13 protein-coding genes are annotated in these 16,792 nt (G+C 71.7%); 8 read left to right on the top strand and 5 right to left on the bottom strand.

Features of this window, described 5'->3' with window-relative positions; all coding sequences use genetic code 11:
- Positions 1–164 precede the first annotated feature (164 nt).
- Positions 165–1,781: a fused response regulator/phosphatase gene (locus OG746_RS29920; RefSeq protein WP_266720324.1), complete on the bottom strand. Its 1,617-nt coding sequence runs from the start codon at positions 1,779–1,781 to the stop codon at positions 165–167.
- A 314-nt stretch (positions 1,782–2,095) separates the two neighbouring features.
- Here OG746_RS29920 and OG746_RS29915 point away from each other — a divergent pair, with 314 nt between their 5' ends.
- Positions 2,096–3,142: a LacI family DNA-binding transcriptional regulator gene (locus tag OG746_RS29915; RefSeq protein ID WP_266720322.1), complete on the top strand. Its 1,047-nt coding sequence runs from the start codon at positions 2,096–2,098 to the stop codon at positions 3,140–3,142.
- Between the two features lie 75 nt (positions 3,143–3,217).
- Positions 3,218–4,054: a phosphatase PAP2 family protein gene (locus tag OG746_RS29910; RefSeq protein WP_266720320.1), complete on the top strand. Its 837-nt coding sequence runs from the start codon at positions 3,218–3,220 to the stop codon at positions 4,052–4,054.
- Positions 4,055–4,090: 36 nt separating this feature from the next.
- Here OG746_RS29910 and OG746_RS29905 read toward each other — a convergent pair whose 3' ends face one another.
- Together OG746_RS29905 and OG746_RS29900 are read right to left on the bottom strand one after the other, a co-directional pair.
- On the bottom strand, positions 4,091–5,665 hold the full coding sequence (locus tag OG746_RS29905) for an amidohydrolase (protein ID WP_266720318.1): 1,575 nt from the start codon (positions 5,663–5,665) through the stop codon (positions 4,091–4,093).
- Positions 5,666–5,795: 130 nt separating this feature from the next.
- Complete coding sequence (locus OG746_RS29900; protein WP_266720316.1) at positions 5,796–7,265, bottom strand: APC family permease; 1,470 nt, start codon at positions 7,263–7,265, stop codon at positions 5,796–5,798.
- Between the two features lie 140 nt (positions 7,266–7,405).
- On the opposite strand from OG746_RS29900, the gene OG746_RS29895 reads away from it, so the two are divergent.
- Entirely contained in the window at positions 7,406–8,014 is a 609-nt protein-coding gene (locus OG746_RS29895; RefSeq protein WP_266720314.1) for a TetR/AcrR family transcriptional regulator, read from the top strand.
- A gap of 136 nt (positions 8,015–8,150) precedes the next feature.
- Positions 8,151–8,360, top strand: coding sequence for a hypothetical protein (locus tag OG746_RS29890; protein ID WP_266720312.1), 210 nt, complete (start codon positions 8,151–8,153; stop codon positions 8,358–8,360).
- A gap of 163 nt (positions 8,361–8,523) precedes the next feature.
- Here OG746_RS29890 and OG746_RS29885 read toward each other — a convergent pair whose 3' ends face one another.
- On the bottom strand, positions 8,524–11,544 hold the full coding sequence (locus tag OG746_RS29885) for a bifunctional [glutamine synthetase] adenylyltransferase/[glutamine synthetase]-adenylyl-L-tyrosine phosphorylase (RefSeq protein WP_266720310.1): 3,021 nt from the start codon (positions 11,542–11,544) through the stop codon (positions 8,524–8,526).
- Positions 11,545–11,675: 131 nt separating this feature from the next.
- Here OG746_RS29885 and OG746_RS29880 point away from each other — a divergent pair, with 131 nt between their 5' ends.
- The 3 genes from OG746_RS29880 (at position 11,676) to OG746_RS29870 (ending at position 13,002) form a co-directional block, all read left to right on the top strand.
- The gene (locus OG746_RS29880) at positions 11,676–12,203 is read left to right on the top strand and encodes a pyridoxamine 5'-phosphate oxidase family protein (RefSeq protein ID WP_266720308.1); all 528 of its coding nucleotides are present in this window, start codon (positions 11,676–11,678) and stop codon (positions 12,201–12,203) included.
- A 52-nt stretch (positions 12,204–12,255) separates the two neighbouring features.
- A complete protein-coding gene (locus OG746_RS29875) occupies positions 12,256–12,672 on the top strand; it encodes a VOC family protein (protein WP_266720306.1) in 417 nt (138 codons plus the stop codon).
- 147 nt (positions 12,673–12,819) lie between these two features.
- The gene (locus OG746_RS29870) at positions 12,820–13,002 is read left to right on the top strand and encodes a hypothetical protein (RefSeq protein ID WP_266720304.1); all 183 of its coding nucleotides are present in this window, start codon (positions 12,820–12,822) and stop codon (positions 13,000–13,002) included.
- A 75-nt stretch (positions 13,003–13,077) separates the two neighbouring features.
- Here the strand turns inward: OG746_RS29870 and glnA2 are convergent, their stop codons facing one another.
- The gene (gene glnA2, locus OG746_RS29865; RefSeq protein WP_266720302.1) at positions 13,078–14,439 is read right to left on the bottom strand and encodes a gamma-glutamylpolyamine synthetase GlnA2; all 1,362 of its coding nucleotides are present in this window, start codon (positions 14,437–14,439) and stop codon (positions 13,078–13,080) included.
- Between the two features lie 402 nt (positions 14,440–14,841).
- On the opposite strand from glnA2, the gene OG746_RS29860 reads away from it, so the two are divergent.
- A complete protein-coding gene (locus OG746_RS29860; RefSeq protein ID WP_266720300.1) occupies positions 14,842–16,773 on the top strand; it encodes a S53 family peptidase in 1,932 nt (643 codons plus the stop codon).
- The last annotated feature ends 19 nt before the right edge of the window (positions 16,774–16,792 follow it).

Here is a 16,792-nt window from a genome sequence, read left to right as displayed (position 1 = left end):
CGCCCCGGAGCGCACCGCACCACCCGACATCCGCCACCCGCTCACCGCGAAGCACGCCACACCGCCGAACACCCGGCACCCGGCACCCGGCACCCGCCCCACCCGTCACCGCGAAGCGCGCCGCACCGCCCAACACCCGGCCACCCCGCCACCCCGCCACCCGCTCACCCCGAAACCCGCCGCACCGCCAACAGCGCGATGTCGTCCGCCCTGTCACGCCCGAACTGCGCGAGAAGCGCATCGCACAGGTCATCGGGCGCGGCAGGCGCACCCGTGGCGGCGCGGCGCAGTTCCTCCAGGGACACGGACAGATCGATGCCGCGGGTCTCGATGAGGCCGTCGGTGACCATGAGGAGGCGGGCACCGGGGGCGAGGTCGAGCACGGTGGGTTCGGGATGCGGCAGGCCGATCCCGAGCAACGGCCCCGCCGCGTCCGCGTACCGGGCCGCGCCGCCGACCGGCACGATCAGCGGCGGGATGTGCCCCGCGTTGGCCACCCTCGTACGGCCCGTCGCGGGGTCGACGAGGGCGAGGCACAGCGTGGCGGTGAGCTGCGGGTGGTAGTGCTGGAGCAACCGGTCGAGGCGGGTCGCCAAGCGGTCGGGGTGCGGGTCCTCCAGGCAGTAGGCGCGCAGCGCGTGCCGGAGCTCGACCATCACCGTGGCCGCGTCGAGCGAGTGCCCCACGACGTCGCCGACGCCGACGAGCACGCCCTCGGGGGTGGGCAGCGCCGCGTAGAAGTCGCCGCCCATCTCGGCCTCCTGGGAGGCGGGCTCGTAGCGGAAGCCGACCTCCAGGCCGGCGAAGGCGGGCAACACGGCGGGCAGGAAGTTGTGTTGCAGCGTGTGGGCGACATGCCGCTCCTGCTCGTACATGACGAGGGGTTCCGCGGCGAGCGCGATGGCGCGGGCGAGCTGGGCGACGAGCGGCCCCGTCCTGCCGTCCGGGTCGGTGAAGTCGGGCGTGGCCAGACACACGGGGAGCCGGCCGTCGCGGGTGCGGGAGAGGGTGAGCCGGGCGCCGCCGGGCCCGAAGTACGCCTGCGGCCACGCGGCCCCGGGCCGCAGCGTGGTGCGCACGCCGCCGGGCCTGCAGCTGATCCGCCGCACCAGCTCGACGGCCCGCTCGCGCGCCGCGGCGTCGGGCCCTGCGGGCGCCGCCGCGCTCCGGCACAGGCCCGTGTGCACCGCGCCGCGGTCCCCGAGGACGAACACGGCGGCGTCGCCCCCGGTGAGCCGGGCCGTCGCGGCGGCCGCCGTCCGGGCGAGTTCGGCGAGGTCGCGGGCTCCCTGCACGTCGCGGACGACCCGGGAGAGCATCGTGAGGTGGTCGAACTGGGCCTGGGTGTCGGTGAGTTCGCGGGCCCCGCGGATCGCGGCACGCACCACGGCGCGGATCTCCTCCGGTTCGGCGGGCACCGTCAGATACGCCTCGCCGCCCGCGTCGAGCGCCCGGCAGCGGTCCGCGGGCGCGGAGGGGCGGGCGGAGAAGTGCACGACGGGGATCCCGGCGAGCGAGGGCAGCGCCTTGACCCTGCGGCACAGCTCGAACCCGCTGAGGTCGGGAAGGCCCACGTCCACGAGCGCCACATCGGGCAACTCCCCCGCGCGCAGCCGCACGTCGAGCTCGACGAGGGCCTCGCCAGCGGAGCCGACCGGGACGACGACATGACCCGCCCGGCTCAGGACGGCGCCCAGCGCATACCGACTGGCGGCACTGTCGTCGACCACCAGGACGGTGCATCCGACGTCGGCCCCAGGTCTCTGAACCTTGTCGTTCACGAGCAGGCCCCTCGGGGGAAACGGAGCGGCGCGGGCCCCCCTAGGGCCCTTCCGACGGATCTTGCCGGAGTCGCGGGGTCCGGCACGCACCGGGCCCCGCTCGCCGACACCGAACGTGTGCGGCCACCCGCATCCAGCCCGACCCGTCAGAAGGACCCTCGGCTCGCCGGAACAAACTACCGCCGGACAACCCCTCCGCGACCTGCCCTTCGTCCGGTTCACCGTTCCGGGTGGCGGTGGCCCAACCCGGCTTACCCGCCCGGTACTTCCCGTTCGGTGGGCAATGCGGCGAGTGACGGGTAAGGTCGCGTCCCGTGACCGCACGCCTTGCCGACATCGCAGCACAGGCGGGGGTCAGCGAAGCGACCGTCAGCCGTGTGCTCAACGGGAAGGCGGGGGTCGCCGCGGCCACCCGCCAGTCCGTCCTCGCCGCCCTCGACGTGCTCGGCTACGAGCGCCCCGTGCGCCTCAAGCAGCGCAGCGCGGGCCTCGTAGGACTGATCACCCCGGAACTCGAGAACCCGATCTTCCCCGCGCTCGCCCAGGTCGTGGTGCAGGCCCTGACCAGGCAGGGTTACACGCCCGTCCTGGCCACCCAGACCCCCGGCGGCTCCACCGAGGACGAGCTCACGGAGATGCTCGTCGACCGCGACGTCAGCGGCATCATCTACGTCTCCGGGCTGCACGCCGACACCACCGCCGACCCGCAGCGCTATGAACGTCTCCGCGGCCAGGGTGTCCCCTTCGTACTCGTCGACGGGTACGCGCCGGCGGTCGCGGCGCCCTTCATCTCGCCGGACGACCGGGCCGCGTCCCGGCTCGCTGTGACGCATCTGCTCTCGCTCGGCCACACCCGCATCGGCCTGGCCGTGGGTCCGCGCCGCTTCGTCCCCGTACAGCGGAAGATCGAGGGCTTCGTACGCACGATGGCGGAGCGGCTCGACCTGCCCGAGGACCAGATCGAGCACGACTTCGTGCAGCACTCCCTCTACACCCTGGAGGGTGGGCAGGCCGCGACCTCCGCGCTGCTCGACCGGGGCTGCACCGCGGTGGTCTGCGCGAGCGACATGATGGCGCTCGGCGCGATCAGGGCGGTGCGCGAGCGCGGCATGGACGTGCCGAAGGACGTCTCCGTGGTCGGTTTCGACGACTCTCCGCTGATCGCGTTCACCGATCCGCCGCTGACCACGATCCGCAAGCCGGTGCACGCGATGGGTCAGGCGGCGGTGCACACGCTGCTCGAAGAGGTGGGCGGCACGCCCGCGCCGCCGAGCGAATTCGTGTTCATGCCGGAGCTGGTGGTGCGGGGGTCCACGGCCGCGTCAGCAGCGGTGTCCGTAGGGGTTCGGCCTCGTCCGTAGGGCGTAGCGGGTGCGCCCGTGACCCGCCCAAGGGATGATCGGTCGGGGGGTCGGAATCTGGCAGACTCTGTGCCTATGGGTGAAACGACCGTGACGACACGTGAAGGCCGAAAAGGGGCCACACCGTCACCCATCGCGGAAGACCGCGCGGGGCGTCGCCTTCGGGCGCCGCGGCGTCCGCGACTCTGGTTCGAGATCCTGCTGATCGCGGTGAGTTACTACACGTACTCCCTGATCCGCAACGCGGTCCCGGAGCAGAAGGCACAGGCGCTGCGCAATGCCGACTGGATCTGGCGGGCCGAGCACAGCCTCGGTATCGCCGTCGAGCAGGCAGTCAACCATGCCGCGAATTCGGTGAGTTGGCTCATCGTCGGCATGAACTACTACTACGCGACACTGCACTTCGTCATCACGCTGGGCGTCCTGGTGTGGCTGTTCCGCTGCCATCCCGGCCGCTACGCGGCGACCCGTCTCGCGCTGTTCGCGACGACGGCGGTCGCCCTCGTCGGTTATTACTTCTATCCGCTGGCGCCGCCGCGGCTGATGAGCGGCGGCGGTTTCGTCGACACCGTCGCGGTGCACCAGACCTGGGGCTCGATGGCCTCGGGCAACCTGAAGAACATGTCGAACCAGTACGCGGCGATGCCGTCGATGCACATCGGCTGGTCGCTGTGGTGCGGCATGACGATCTTCGCGCTCGCCTCGGTGCCGTGGGTGCGGGTCCTCGGGCTCGCGTACCCGGCGCTGACCCTGGTGGTCATCGTGGCGACCGCGAACCACTTCTGGCTGGACGCGGTGGGCGGCGTGCTGTGCCTGGCGTTCGGGTTCGCGGTGGCGCGGGCCTGGTACGGGGCGCTGCCGTATGCGCTGCCGCGTCTTGTGGCACCACCACTGGTGCCGGTCAAGGCGTAGGGAACGGGGGCGTCGAGCGCCCCCGTTCCTCTGGGCTCAGGCGCCCCGGTGCGTGATCCGGCCGTCCGTCACGGTGAGGACGACGGGGGCCTCGGCGACCTCGTCCGCGGGGGCGGTGACCGGGTCGAGGCCGAGCACGGTGAGGTCCGCGCGCAGGCCGACCGCGATCCGGCCGCCTTCCGCCGCCCGACCCGCGGCGATCGCCGCGTGCGAGGTGACGCCCTCCAGCGCTTCGAGGCCGGTGAGCCCCTGTGCGGGCCCGGCCGCGCCCTCCGGCACGCGCGCCATGGCGAGCACCTTCCGGGCGTCGTAGTGGGCGATCGGCCAGTCCGAGCCGAGCGCGAGGACGGCGCCCGCGTCCCGCAGGTCACGGGTGCGCCAGGCGCGGGCGGCGCGCGCGTCGCCGAGCCGCTTGGACCACTCGTCGCTGTGGTCGCCCTTCGTGTACGCGGTGTGCGGCGGCTGCATCGACGCGGCGACGCCGAGCGCGGCGAACCGCGGGATCGTGTCGTCGGGCACGGACTCGATGTGCTCGATCCGGTGCGCGCCCCGGCCGCTCTCCCCGAGCGCCTCGATGGTGTCGAGGGCGTGCCGGACGGCGGCGTCGCCGATGGCGTGCGTCGCGGTGCGCACACCGGCCGCGTGCAGGTGACGTACGGCCTCGCTGTACGCGGCCGGGTCCGGCCAGAACGCGTCGGTGCCCTGGCCGTGGCAGTCGGCGTGCTCCAGCCAGGCGGTGCCGCCCTCGACGGTGCCGTCCATGAAGAACTTGACGCCGCCGACCGTCCAGCGCCGCCCACCCCGCTTCTGCAACTCGACGAGCTCGTCGAGCCCGGCCTCGTCCACCCCCGGCATGCACCAGGGCGAGACGGTGAGCCGCAGCGGCAGATCCGTCTCCTCCTCCACGGCGGCGAGCAGGTCGAGCCCAGACCCGTCCATGACGTGCGCTCCGGTAAGGCCGGTGGCGGCCATCGTGCTCAGCAGCTCGACGAGTCCGGCGCGGCGGTCCTGGTCCGAGGCCCGGGGCGCGACCTCGTACACCAGGTCCATGGCGGCGTGCTCGACGAGGTACCCGGTGGGCCGCCCCTCGCCGTCGCAGACGACCTCGGCCCGCTGGTCGAACGACCGCGGCCCGGTGATCCCGGCGGCGTCCAGGGCGGCGCCGCTGACCAGCGCGGAGTGGCCGTCGTACAGCCGCAGGAAGGCGGGCGCGCCGCCGAGCACGTCCTCGATCAGCTCGCGGTGGATGGGCCGCCCCTCGAAGGCGTTGTGGTCGAGCCCCCACCCGACGACCCACCCGCCGAGCCGGTCTGCTGTGCGCAGGGCGGCCCGGAGTGCGTCGAGGTCCTGTACGCCGCTGAGATCGACGCCGGTCGCCATCTCCAGGCCCCAGACGGGGTGACTGTGGGAGTCGACGAGGCCGGGCATCACGTGGGCGCCGGCGAGGTCGAGCCGTTCGGTGCCGGGGCCCTGCCAGTCCCGTACGAGTTCGTCCGTGTCACCGACCGCCGCGATACGGCCTCCGGCCACGGCCAGGGCGGTTGCCTCCGGCCGGGTGGGGTCGAGGGTGCGGATGTGGGTGTTGGTGAGGAGGAGGTCGGCGGATGGCATGGTGCGGGTGACTCCGTTTCTGGTCGCGCTGTTGCGGGTGCCGACTACTGTCGCGTCGGCGAGTGCGGTTCTTGCTGTGGCCGGGTTTGCGCCCCGCGGCGGAGCCGCAAATCGACACAGCCCCGCGCCCCTAATTGCCGAAACGGGCGTAGACCTCCGGGCGGGAGCGGCGTAGACGCCATGCCAGGGCCAGGCCCAGGACGAAGACTGCCGGGGCCACTGCCAGGAGGATCCAGTTGACCAAGGGGGACGCGCCCGTGAACAGGTCGATGTGTGTGGCGACCAGCCCGATCGCCACCGCCAGGAGCAGCGTCGCGACGACCGGGGCGACGACCGTCCGCAGCGCGCCCTCCTGGTGCGTGATCCGTCGGAAGAAGAACGGGACCGCGAGCGCCGCGAGGAGTTGAAGGGCCATCAGGCCCAGCATTCCAGGGGTGTTGACCCACAGGAGGAGCTGGTCGTACGGGTCCGCCCCGGCCGCCCAGAAGCCGAGCACGACGACCGCGCCGAGCACCGTCTGCGCGAGCCCGGCGACGTACGGGGAACGGTGCTTGGGGTGGATGCGGGCGACGGCGCGCGGCAGGACGCCCTCGTCGGCGAGGGCGAGGGCGTACCGGTTGATCGCGTTGTGGAAGGCGAGGAGCGAGGCGATGACGCTGGTGACGATGAAGACGTGCATCAGGTCCGCCGCCCAGCCACCGACGAACGTGGTGATCGCGGTGAAGAAGAGGTTCGCCGGGTCGCTGCCGGCCGCCTTGACGACGGCCGCGTCGCCGAAGGACTGGATGGCGATCCAGACGGTGAACGCGTAGAAGAGGCCGAGGAACGCGACCGCGATGTACGTGGCGCGGGGCACGGTGCGGTCCGGGTCGCGGGCCTCGCGCCGATAGATGACGGTCGACTCGAACCCGGTGAACGCGGCGAACGCGAAGGCGAGGACGGCGGCCGTGCCGGGCACGAGGACGTTGCCGGGCGCGAAGGAGGCCAGGGACAGGCCGTGCGCGCCGCCCTTGAGGAGCACGCCGCCCGCGAGCAGGATCAGGATGCCCGTCTCCGCGACCAGCAGGACGCCGAGGAGCTTGGCGCCGAAGTCGATCGAGCGGAAGCCGCCGTACCAGATCAGGACCAGGCCCACGAGGGAGACCGGCAGCCAGGGCACGTCCGCGCCGAACAGGGAGTGCACGGTGTCCTGGGTCGCCGAGCCGAGGAGCCCGTAGACGCCGATCTCCATGCCGTTGTAGCCGACCATCGCGAGCAGCGCCGCCCCGATTCCGGCCGGTTTGCCGAGGCCCTGCGCGATGTACGAGTAGAAGGCGCCGCCGCCGGTGACGTGGCGGCTCATCGTGGTGAAGCCGATGGCGAAGACGGCGAGGGTGATGCCGGCGAGCAGGTATCCGGCGGGCGCTCCGACGCCGCCGAGGGAGATGGCGATGGGCGCGACGCCCGCCATGACGGTGAGCGGGGCGGCGGCGGAGATCACGAAGAACGCGATGTCGGAGGTGCCGAGGGTGCCTGTGCGAAGGCCGGTCGGCGCGCTCGGCGGTGCGGTCTTCGTCCTCGTCTTCGTTTGCGTCTTCGTCTTCGGGGAGGTCACGGGCATGCGGCAGGAAGCCCCTCTGGAGGACGGCCCGCACTGCGGCGGACGGGCGTAAATCTAAAGGCTTTCGGTTTTCGCAATGTAGCCTCCCGTTGGGCATACGGGAAGACCCGATTTTGTGGAGCCACTGAGGAGGGACCTGGATGGGGCGGCCGCGCACACCCCTCCTCGACCGGGAGCGGATCACCACGGCGGCGCTCGGCATCGTCGACGAGAACGGCGAGTTCAGCGTCCCGCAGGTGGCGCGCAGGCTCGGCGTGCAGGCGGGTTCGCTCTACCACCACGTGGAGGGCCGCGACGGCATCGTGGAGCTGCTGCGCGAGCGGATCTGCTCCGCGATCGACGAGACGCCGCTGACCTCGGGCCTCCCGTGGGACGAGGCGATCGCCGGGTGGGCCCGCTCCTACCGTGCCGCGTTCGCCGCGCACCCCAAGGCGATCCCGCTCCTGACGACCCACCCGGTGCGGGCGCCCCGGGTCCTCGCGCAGTACGAGCTGGCGGTGGCGCTGCTGCTCGACGCGGGGTTCGCGCTGCCGGACGTGATGCCGGTGATCATTGCCCTGGACAACATGGTGCTCGGTTCGGCGCTGGACATGGCGGCGCCCGACACGATGTGGGAGCCGACGGAGGAGGGCCTGACCCCGTTGCTCGAACGAGCCCTGGGCGCCGGACTCGAGGGGCGCACGGACGCGGCGTTCGAGCTGGCGCTCACCGGGTTCGTGGCGCGGTGCCGGGTGCTGCTGGACGCGTAGGGCCCGTGTAGGGGTCGCGTAGGGCGTCGGGACCTTCGTCCCGCGGGTTCACGACCGATGGCATCTGCCGTCGCGGCCCGTCCGAGGGGATCGTCGGAGGTCCAGACCTCGACGGTACGGACGGAGGGCCGGTTTCATGGCACGGTCAACGGCAACGGCAGCGGTACGCAAGGGCGCGGCAGGCGCGAGGGTGGCGGCTCCGGGCGACGACGCCCACCCCTTCGGCGCGCTCCAGCGCAAGCATGCCCCCGACGACGAGCGGACGGCCGCGGCGATGGCGCTCGCCCACCGGGGGCCTTCGGGTCTGCCGTGGCTGTCGGAGACGACGTCGGCGAAGGTGGCGTAACCGAGCCGTCCGCTCCGCCACTGGGCCCCGCCGCCTTGGGCAATCTGCCGCCAGGGGCGGCAGGGTGGGCAAGGCGGCACCCCGGCGCCGGGCAGGCGCTACGCGAGGCCCCCACCACGGCCCCGCCACGCCCCCGCCACGCGGCGCCCGGCACCCGGCACCGTCACCCGCCGTAGAACCGCTCCTCCATCACGGCCCGCGCCCGCCGCGTCGTACGCCGATAGTCGTCGAGCATGTCCCCGACGTGCCCGGGGTCGTACCCCAAGTACCGCCCGACCGCGCCGAGTTCACGCCCGTCCGAGGGAAACGTGTCGCCGGGCCTGCCCCGCACCAGCATCACCGCGTTGCGCACGCGCGCGGCAAGGACCCACGCCTCGTCGAGGATCGCCGCGTCCTCGGTGGGGATCAGTTCGGCGGCGCACGCGGCGGCGAGGGCCTCGCGGGTGCGGGTCGTCCGCAGACCCGGTTCCACCCAGCCGTGCCTCAGCTGGAGCAGCTGCACCGTCCATTCGACGTCGGACAGGCCCCCGCGGCCCAGTTTTGTGTGGAGCGTGGGGTCGGCGCCGCGCGGCATCCGCTCCGACTCCATGCGGGCCTTGAGGCGGCGGATCTCCAGTACGGCGTCGTCGCCGAGGCCTTCGGCGGGGTAGCGCAGCGGGTCGATCAGGTCGATGAACGACCGACCCAACTCCTCGTCCCCGGCCACGTATTGGGCCCGCAGCAGCGCCTGTGACTCCCAGACCAGGGACCAGCGGCGGTAGTACGCCTCGTAGGACTTGAGCGTGCGCACCAGCGGGCCCGACTTGCCCTCGGGGCGCAGGTCCGCGTCGATGAGCAGCGGCGGATCGGCGCTCGGCAGGGCGAGGAGCCGGCGCATCTCGGAGACGACCTTGTTGGCGGCCTGCGCGGCCTCGTGGTCGTCGACGCCCTCGCGGGGTTCGTGCACGAACAGCACGTCGGCGTCGGAGCCGTAGCTCAGCTCGTGCCCGCCGAAGCGACCCATGGCGATGACGGCGAAGCGGGTGGGCAGGGTGTCGCCCCAGCCGTCGCGGACCACGGCGCGCAGCGTCCCGGCGAGCGTGGCGGCCGTCAAGTCCGATACGGCGGAGCCCACTTGGTCCACCAGGGCACCCTGGTCGGCGACCGCGGGCGTGTCCTCGGTGCCGTACGAGGCGATGATGTCGGCGGCCGCCGTGCGCAGCAGCTCGCGGCGGCGCACCGCGCGCGCCGAGGTGACCGCCTGCTCACCGGTGTCCGCGCGCCGCACCGCCGCGAGCGCCTCCTGCTCCAACTGGGCGTGCCCGCGCGGCTCCAGGCCCCGCTCGTCGCCGAGCAGCGCCACCGATTCGGGGGCGCGCATGAGGAGGTCGGGCGCGAGGCGCCCTGCGGACAGGATCCGCGCCAGGTTCTCGGCGGCCGCGCCCTCGTCGCGCAGCAGCCGCAGATACCAGGGCGTCTTGCCCAACGCGTCCGACACGTTGCGGAAGTTGAGGAGCCCCGCGTCGGGGTCCGCCGAATCCGCGAACCAGCCGAGCAGCACCGGGAGCAGCGTCCGCTGGATGGCGGCCTTGCGGCTGACGCCGGAGGCCAGCGCCTCCAGGTGGCGCATCGCGGCGCTCGGGTCGGCGTAGCCGAGTGCGACGAGGCGCTCGCGGGCGGCGTCGGCGCGCAACCTGGTCTCGCCGGGGGCGAGTTGGGCGACGGCGTCGAGCAGCGGCCGGTAGAACAGCTTCTCGTGCAGTCGGCGGACGACGGATGTGTGCCGCCGCCAGGCCCGCTTGAGGTCCGTGATGGGTTCGGTGCGCATGCCCATCGAGCGGCCGATGCGGCGCAGGTCGGCATCGTCCTCCGGCACCAGGTGGGTGCGCCGCAACTTGTAGAGCTGGATGCGGTGTTCGAGGGTGCGCAGGAAGCGGTAGGCGTCGTCGAGCTGCACGGCGTCGACCCGGCCCACGTATCCGCCGTCGGCGAGTGCGGCGAGCGCCTTCAGGGTCGTACTGCTGCGCAGCGCGGAGTCCGAGCGGCCGTGCACCAACTGCAGCAGCTGGACGGCGAATTCGACGTCGCGCAGACCGCCGGGCCCGAGCTTCAGCTCCCGGTCCTTCTCCCCCGGCGGGATGTTGGCCACGACCCGCTTGCGCATCTTCTGCACGTCGGGCACGAAGTTGTCCCGCTCGGACACCTGCCACACCATCGGCGACACGGCTGCGACGTACTCCTCGCCGAGTTCCAGGTCGCCGGCGACCGGGCGGGCCTTGAGCAGCGCCTGGAACTCCCAGGTCTTGGCCCAGCGCTGGTAGTAGGCGAGGTGCGAGGACAGGGTGCGTACGAGCGGGCCGTTGCGCCCTTCCGGCCGCAGATTGGCGTCGACGGGCCAGATGGTGCCCTCGACCGTCGTGTCGGAGCAGATCCGCATCATGTGCGAGGCGAGCCGGGTGGCGGCCTGGATCGCCTTCCCCTCGTCGGCGGCCCCGTCGGCGGGCTCCCCGACGAAGATGACGTCGACATCGGATACGTAATTCAGCTCATGGCCACCGCACTTGCCCATCGCGATCACGGAGAGCCGGCACAGCGTGGCGTCGGCGGGAGACGCCGCGCGGGCGATGGCGAGGGCCGCGCGCAGCGTCGCCGTCGCCAGGTCGGCGAGTTCGGCGGCGGTCTCGGTGATGTCGGTCGTGCCGCACACGTCGCGGGCGGCGATGGACAGCAGGCAGCGCCGGTAGGCGACGCGCAGCGACACCTCGTCGGTGGCCTCGGCGAGCCCCTGCTCGAATTCCTCCACGCCGGGGTGCAGATCGCCCGACTCGTACGTGACGAGGGCCCGCCAGTCCTTGGAGTGCCGGGCCAGGTGGTCGGCGAGCGCCTCGGAGGAGCCGAGCACGCCGAGCAGTCGGTCGCGCAGCGGCTTCGCCGCGACGAGCGTGTCGAGCAGCTCGCGCCGCGCCGTCTCGTCCTCCTGCGCCTCGACCAGCCGGACGAGGCCGAGGAGCGCCAGGTCCGGGTCGGCGGCGCCGCCGAGCGCGTCCAGGAGCAGCGGGTCGGAGCGCACGGCGGACAGGGCGGGGGCGTCGAGCAGTCGCTCGGCGGTGGACGGATCGGTGAAGCCGAGTCGCAGCAGCCGGGTGAAGGTGCTGCTTCTGCGGCCGCCCGTCCACCCTCCCCCTTCGTGCGGCACCGACGTCATTGCCCGGCCTCCTGTTCGATCAACGGTGGCCTTGAGCCTACTGCGCTCCGGGCTGCGCCGATGAGTTGTGCGACCGCGGCAGGTCCCCACTCGTGTACGAGTGGCCCCGTACACGGAGAGGACCGCCCACGATGCCGCACGACGCCCGCACCGGCACGCCGCACACGTCGATCGACCCGCGCTACAGCTCCCCCGGCGCCGAACCCACCTCGTGGGCGGCAGCCGAAAAGCTACTGACCGGCGCCGAACTCTTCTGGATCTCCACGGTGCGCCCCGACGGCCGCCCCCACGTCACACCCCTCCTCGCCCTCTGGCAGGACGGAGCCCTCCACTTCACGACCGGCGCGCACGAACGCAAGTCACTCAACCTCGCCGAGAACCCGCACGTCGTCCTCACCACCGGCACGAACACCTGGGCGGCGGGCTTCGACGTGGTGGTGGAGGGTCCGGCGACACGAGTCACGGAGCCGGAACGCCTGCACGCCCTCGCCAAGGCCTGGGAGGAGAAATACGGCCCGGCCTGGCACTTCGAGGTCCGCACCGACGGCGCATTCCAAGGCCAAGAAGGCCCCTCGCTCGTCTTCTCAGTCACCCCGAGCACGGTCTTCGGCTTCGGCAAGGGCGAGGAGTTCACCCAGACCCGCTGGCAATTCGAGTGACCACCCGGCGCCGGTGGGCCGGAACCGACAATTCACCCCTACCGTTACGTCCATGGACATGACCCTGGAAGTGCTCACCATCCCGGTCTCGGACATCGACCGCGCCAAGGCCTTCTACGTCGACAAGGTCGGCTTCCACTGCGACATCGACGCCGAAGTGATGCCGGGCGCCCGCATCGTCCAGCTCACGCCCCCGGGATCCGGCTGCTCGATCGCCCTCGCCTCCGGCATCCCGAGCCCCACGGGCACGGCGACCCCCGGCACGTACCACGGCATGCAACTGTGCGTCACCGACATCAAGGCGGCCCACGAAGAGCTCCGCTCCCGCGGCCTCGACGTCTCGGAACCGATCCAGTACGCCCCCGACGACGGCGGCACCTTCATGCACTTCACGGACCCGGACGGCAACGGCTGGGCCATCCAGGAATACCGCAAACGCTCCGCTGTGCCGCTGCGGGACACCCTGTAGCCGCCACGACCTCAGGACGTTCGACCACGCCCCCAGCCGCAGGCCCCGGTCCCGCCGCAGCAGGAAGCCCCGGCCGACCGGCCCAAGAAGAAGCGCCGCGTCTTCCTCTGGTTCTTCCTGGCGGTCCAGGCCCTGTTCCTGGTGTGGATGATCGCGGGCGCGAACAGCGGCGGTTCCGGCGACTGCGGCACCCTCGACGCCCAGACCTGCAAGGACGCCGGCGACGTGGGCACCGCCATCGGCCTGGTCCTGGTCCTCGCCCTGTGGGCGGTCGTCGACATCATCCTCGGCATCTCGTACGGCATCTACCGCCTCTGCAAGCGCTCCTGACACAGCGGGCCGACAAGGCAGAACGAACGGGCCGGGGGAAACCCCGGCCCGTTCGTCGTGGTGCAGTACGGCGCCCTACAGCACCGGCAAGTTCTTCCGCAGCTCGAACGCCGTGACCTCGCTGCGGTACTCCTCCCACTCCTGCTTCTTGTTCCGGAGGAAGAAGTCGTAGACGTGTTCGCCGAGGGTTTCCGCGACCAGTTCTGAGCGTTCCATCAGGGTGATCGCCTCGCCGAGGTTCTGGGGAAGCGGCTCGATGCCCATCGCGCGGCGTTCCGCGTCGGAGAGGGCCCAGACGTCGTCGTCGGCGCCCGGAGGGAGTTCGTAGCCCTCTTCGATGCCCTTGAGGCCGGCCGCGAGGAGGACCGCGTAGGTGAGGTAGGGGTTCGCGCCCGAGTCGATGGAGCGGACCTCGACGCGGGCCGAGCCCGTCTTGCCGGGCTTGTACATCGGTACGCGGATGAGGGCCGAGCGGTTGTTGTGGCCCCAGCAGATGTAGGACGGGGCCTCGCCGCCGGCGCCCGCCGTGCGCTCCGAGCCGCCCCAGATGCGCTTGTAGGAGTTCACCCACTGGTTGGTGACCGCGGAGATCTCGGCGGCGTGCTTCAGCAGGCCCGCGATGAAGGAGCGGCCGACCTTGGAGAGCTGGTACTCGGAGCCCGACTCGTAGAAGGCGTTCCTGTCGCCCTCGAACAACGACAAGTGCGTGTGCATGCCGCTGCCCGGGTGTTCCGAGAACGGCTTCGGCATGAAGGTGGCCTGGACGCCCTGCTCCAGCGCCACCTGCTTCATGACCAGGCGGAACGTCATGATGTTGTCCGCCGTGGAGAGCGCGTCCGCGTAGCGGAGATCGATCTCCTGCTGGCCCGGCGCACCCTCGTGGTGGCTGAACTCGACCGAGATGCCCATCGACTCGAGCATGGTGATCGCCTGGCGGCGGAAGTCCATGCCCACGTTCTGCGGGGTGTGGTCGAAGTAGCCGGAGGTGTCCGCGGGCACCGGGCGGGTGCCGTCCAGCGGCTTGTCCTTGAGCAGGAAGAACTCGATCTCGGGGTGGGTGTAGAAGGTGAAGCCGAGGTCCGAGGTCTTGGCCAGGGCCCGCTTCAGGACGTAGCGCGGGTCGGCGAAGGACGGCGAGCCGTCGGGCATCAGGATGTCGCAGAACATGCGCGCCGTGCCGGGGGCCTCCGCCCGCCACGGCAGGACCTGGAAGGTGCCCGGATCCGGCTTGGCGATCATGTCGGACTCGTAGACCCGGGCGAAGCCCTCGATCGCCGAGCCGTCGAAGCCGATACCCTCGTCGAACGCCTGTTCCAGCTCGGCCGGAGCCACGGCCACCGACTTGAGGAAGCCCAGCACGTCCGTGAACCACAGACGTACGAACCGGATGTCGCGCTCCTCAAGGGTACGGAGCACGAATTCCTGCTGCTTGTCCATCTCTCGCTTCCACCCATCCTTGCTGGTCAGGCCTGCTGCTCCCACGCCGCCCAGAGGGCCTGGTCACATCCCACCACACGACCGTTTCCGACGCGTTGCCGACCTTGATCGTCACTGACCGGCCGGTGATGTGTTCATAGTGCCTGTCGAACACCCCAGGGTCATAGTGCCCGCCTTCCGGGCCGTGCCACCCGGCGGCCGACGCGGCACCGCACGACGGGCGGCGGACCGCCCCCTGATGCGCCCAAATCGGCCTATCGCGACCGTAGTTGAGCCGACTTGACGTCTTCTTGATCGTCTCATTTCCCCCGCGTGAACGGTTGTTGGCAAGAGTGGGCTTTTCTTCGTGTGCATTACACATGCACCTCGGCGTCTCCAGCACCTCTATCCAGGGGGGACCACATGAGATCCAACCGCGGCACACGCCGCACCCGGGCAGGCCTGAGCATCGCGGCCACCCTTCCGCTGCTCGCCGGCGCCCTCGCCCTCGCCGCGCCCGCCCACGCCCAGCCGAGCCGCGACACCCTCTCCGGCACCAAGCCGCTGTGGGCCACCGGCGCCGCCGACAAGGGCGACACCACGGACAGCGGCAAGGTCGGCGCGCGCGTCTACCTCGCCGGCCGGGACGCGAAGGGCCTCGCCTCGTACGCGAAGTCCGTGGCCGACCCGTCGTCCGCGCAGTACCAGAAGTATCTGAGCGCCAAGGAGGCGCGCAGCCGCTTCGGGGCGACGAAAGAGCAGATATCCGAGGTCACGGCCTGGCTGAAGTCCGCAGGCCTGACCGTGACCGGCTCCACCACGCACTACCTCTCCGTGTCGGGCGACGTGGCCGCCATCGAGAAGGCCTTCGGCACCCAGCTGCACGACTACACCAAGGGCGGGCACACCTACCGCGCCCCGTCCGGCGCCGCCTCCGTGCCCGCATCCCTCGACGGCGCCGTGCTCACGGTGACCGGCCTGGACAGCGCCCCGCACAAGGCGACGAAGCAGGACGAGCTGCCGCCGCCGAGCGCCGTGTTCCGCAACGCGGGCCCGTTCTCCACGTACTACGGATCCAAGACCGCGACCACGCTCCCGGACGCGTACGGCACCAAGGTCCCGTACGCCCCGAAGGGCTACACCGGCAAGCAGCTGCGCGCCGCGTACGGCGCCGGCAAGGCGACCGGCAAGGGTGTGAAGGTCGCGATCACCGACGCGTACGCCTCGCCGACCATCGCCAAGGACGCGGCGACGTACGCGAAGAAGCACGGTGACGCGCCGTACAACACACGGCAGTTGAAGCAGGTGCTGCCGAAGACGTACACGAAGACCGAGGAGTGCGACGCGGCCGGCTGGTACGGCGAGGAGACCCTCGACGTCGAGGCCGTGCACGCGATGGCCCCGGCCGCCGACATCACGTACGTGGGCGCGGCCTCCTGCTACGACGACGATCTGCTCGACTCGCTCGGCAAGGTCGTCGACGACCACCTCGCCGACATCGTCTCCAACTCCTGGGGCGACATCGAGGCCAACCAGACCCCCGAGCTGGCCGCCGCGTACGACCAGGTGTTCCAGCTGGGCGCCGTCGAGGGCATCGGCTTCTACTTCTCCTCCGGCGACAACGGCGACAACGTCGCGTCGACGGGTACGAAGCAGGTCGACACGCCCGCCAACTCGGCGTGGGTGACGGCGGTCGGCGGCACCTCGCTCGCCGTCGGCAAGGGCGACAAGTACCAGTGGGAGACCGGCTGGGGCACGCTGAAGTCCAACTTGGCGGCGGACGGCAAGAGTTGGACCGACTTCCCGGGCGCGTACAACTCGGGCGCGGGCGGCGGCACCAGCAAGACGGTCGCCCAGCCCGACTACCAGAAGGGCGTCGTGCCGGACGCGCTGGCGAAGGCGAACGGCGGCACGCACCGCGTCGTCCCGGACATCTCCGCCATCGCCGACCCGAACACCGGCTTCCTGGTGGGCCAGACGCAGACGCTGCCCGACGGCACGCAGGGCTACGACGAGTACCGCATCGGCGGCACCTCGCTCGCCGCGCCCGTGGTCGCCGGTGTGCAGGCGCTCGCGCAGCAGACCGGCGGCGGCAAGCCGCTCGGCTTCGCCAACCCGGCGATCTACGACCGGTACGGTTCGGCCAAGTACCACGACGTGGTGGACCAGCCCAAGGGCAAGGACCTCGCCGTGGCGCGCGTCGACTTCGCGAACAGCTACGACGCGTCGGAGGGCCTGCTCACCTCGGTGCGCAGCCTCGGCAAGGACGCCTCGCTGAAGGCAGTCAGGGGCTATGACGACGTGACGGGGGTCGGCTCGCCGGCTCCGGGTTACGTGAACTCGTACCGCCGCTGACCGAAGGACGTCCCGGCGG

It is taken from the genome of Streptomyces sp. NBC_01016, from assembly GCF_026341035.1.
Classification (GTDB): Bacteria; Actinomycetota; Actinomycetes; order Streptomycetales; family Streptomycetaceae; genus Streptomyces.
The sequence above is the reverse complement of the archived record's forward strand: the minus strand, read 5'-3'. Positions and strand labels throughout refer to the sequence as shown.

Excerpts from the sequence above, each read along its gene's own strand:
- OG746_RS29860 (WP_266720300.1), top strand. The coding sequence starts at position 14,842 with ATGAGATCCAACCGCGGCACACGCCGCACCCGGGCAGGCCTGAGCATC.
- OG746_RS29880 (WP_266720308.1), top strand. The coding sequence starts at position 11,676 with ATGCCGCACGACGCCCGCACCGGCACGCCGCACACGTCGATCGACCCG.
- OG746_RS29900 (WP_266720316.1), bottom strand. The coding sequence starts at position 7,265 with ATGCCCGTGACCTCCCCGAAGACGAAGACGCAAACGAAGACGAGGACG.
- OG746_RS29885 (WP_266720310.1), bottom strand. The coding sequence starts at position 11,544 with ATGACGTCGGTGCCGCACGAAGGGGGAGGGTGGACGGGCGGCCGCAGA.
- OG746_RS29905 (WP_266720318.1), bottom strand. The coding sequence starts at position 5,665 with ATGCCATCCGCCGACCTCCTCCTCACCAACACCCACATCCGCACCCTC.
- OG746_RS29870 (WP_266720304.1), top strand. The coding sequence starts at position 12,820 with ATGATCGCGGGCGCGAACAGCGGCGGTTCCGGCGACTGCGGCACCCTC.
- OG746_RS29910 (WP_266720320.1), top strand. The coding sequence starts at position 3,218 with ATGGGTGAAACGACCGTGACGACACGTGAAGGCCGAAAAGGGGCCACA.
- OG746_RS29875 (WP_266720306.1), top strand. The coding sequence starts at position 12,256 with ATGGACATGACCCTGGAAGTGCTCACCATCCCGGTCTCGGACATCGAC.
- OG746_RS29895 (WP_266720314.1), top strand. The coding sequence starts at position 7,406 with ATGGGGCGGCCGCGCACACCCCTCCTCGACCGGGAGCGGATCACCACG.
- OG746_RS29890 (WP_266720312.1), top strand. The coding sequence starts at position 8,151 with ATGGCACGGTCAACGGCAACGGCAGCGGTACGCAAGGGCGCGGCAGGC.
- glnA2 (WP_266720302.1), bottom strand. The coding sequence starts at position 14,439 with ATGGACAAGCAGCAGGAATTCGTGCTCCGTACCCTTGAGGAGCGCGAC.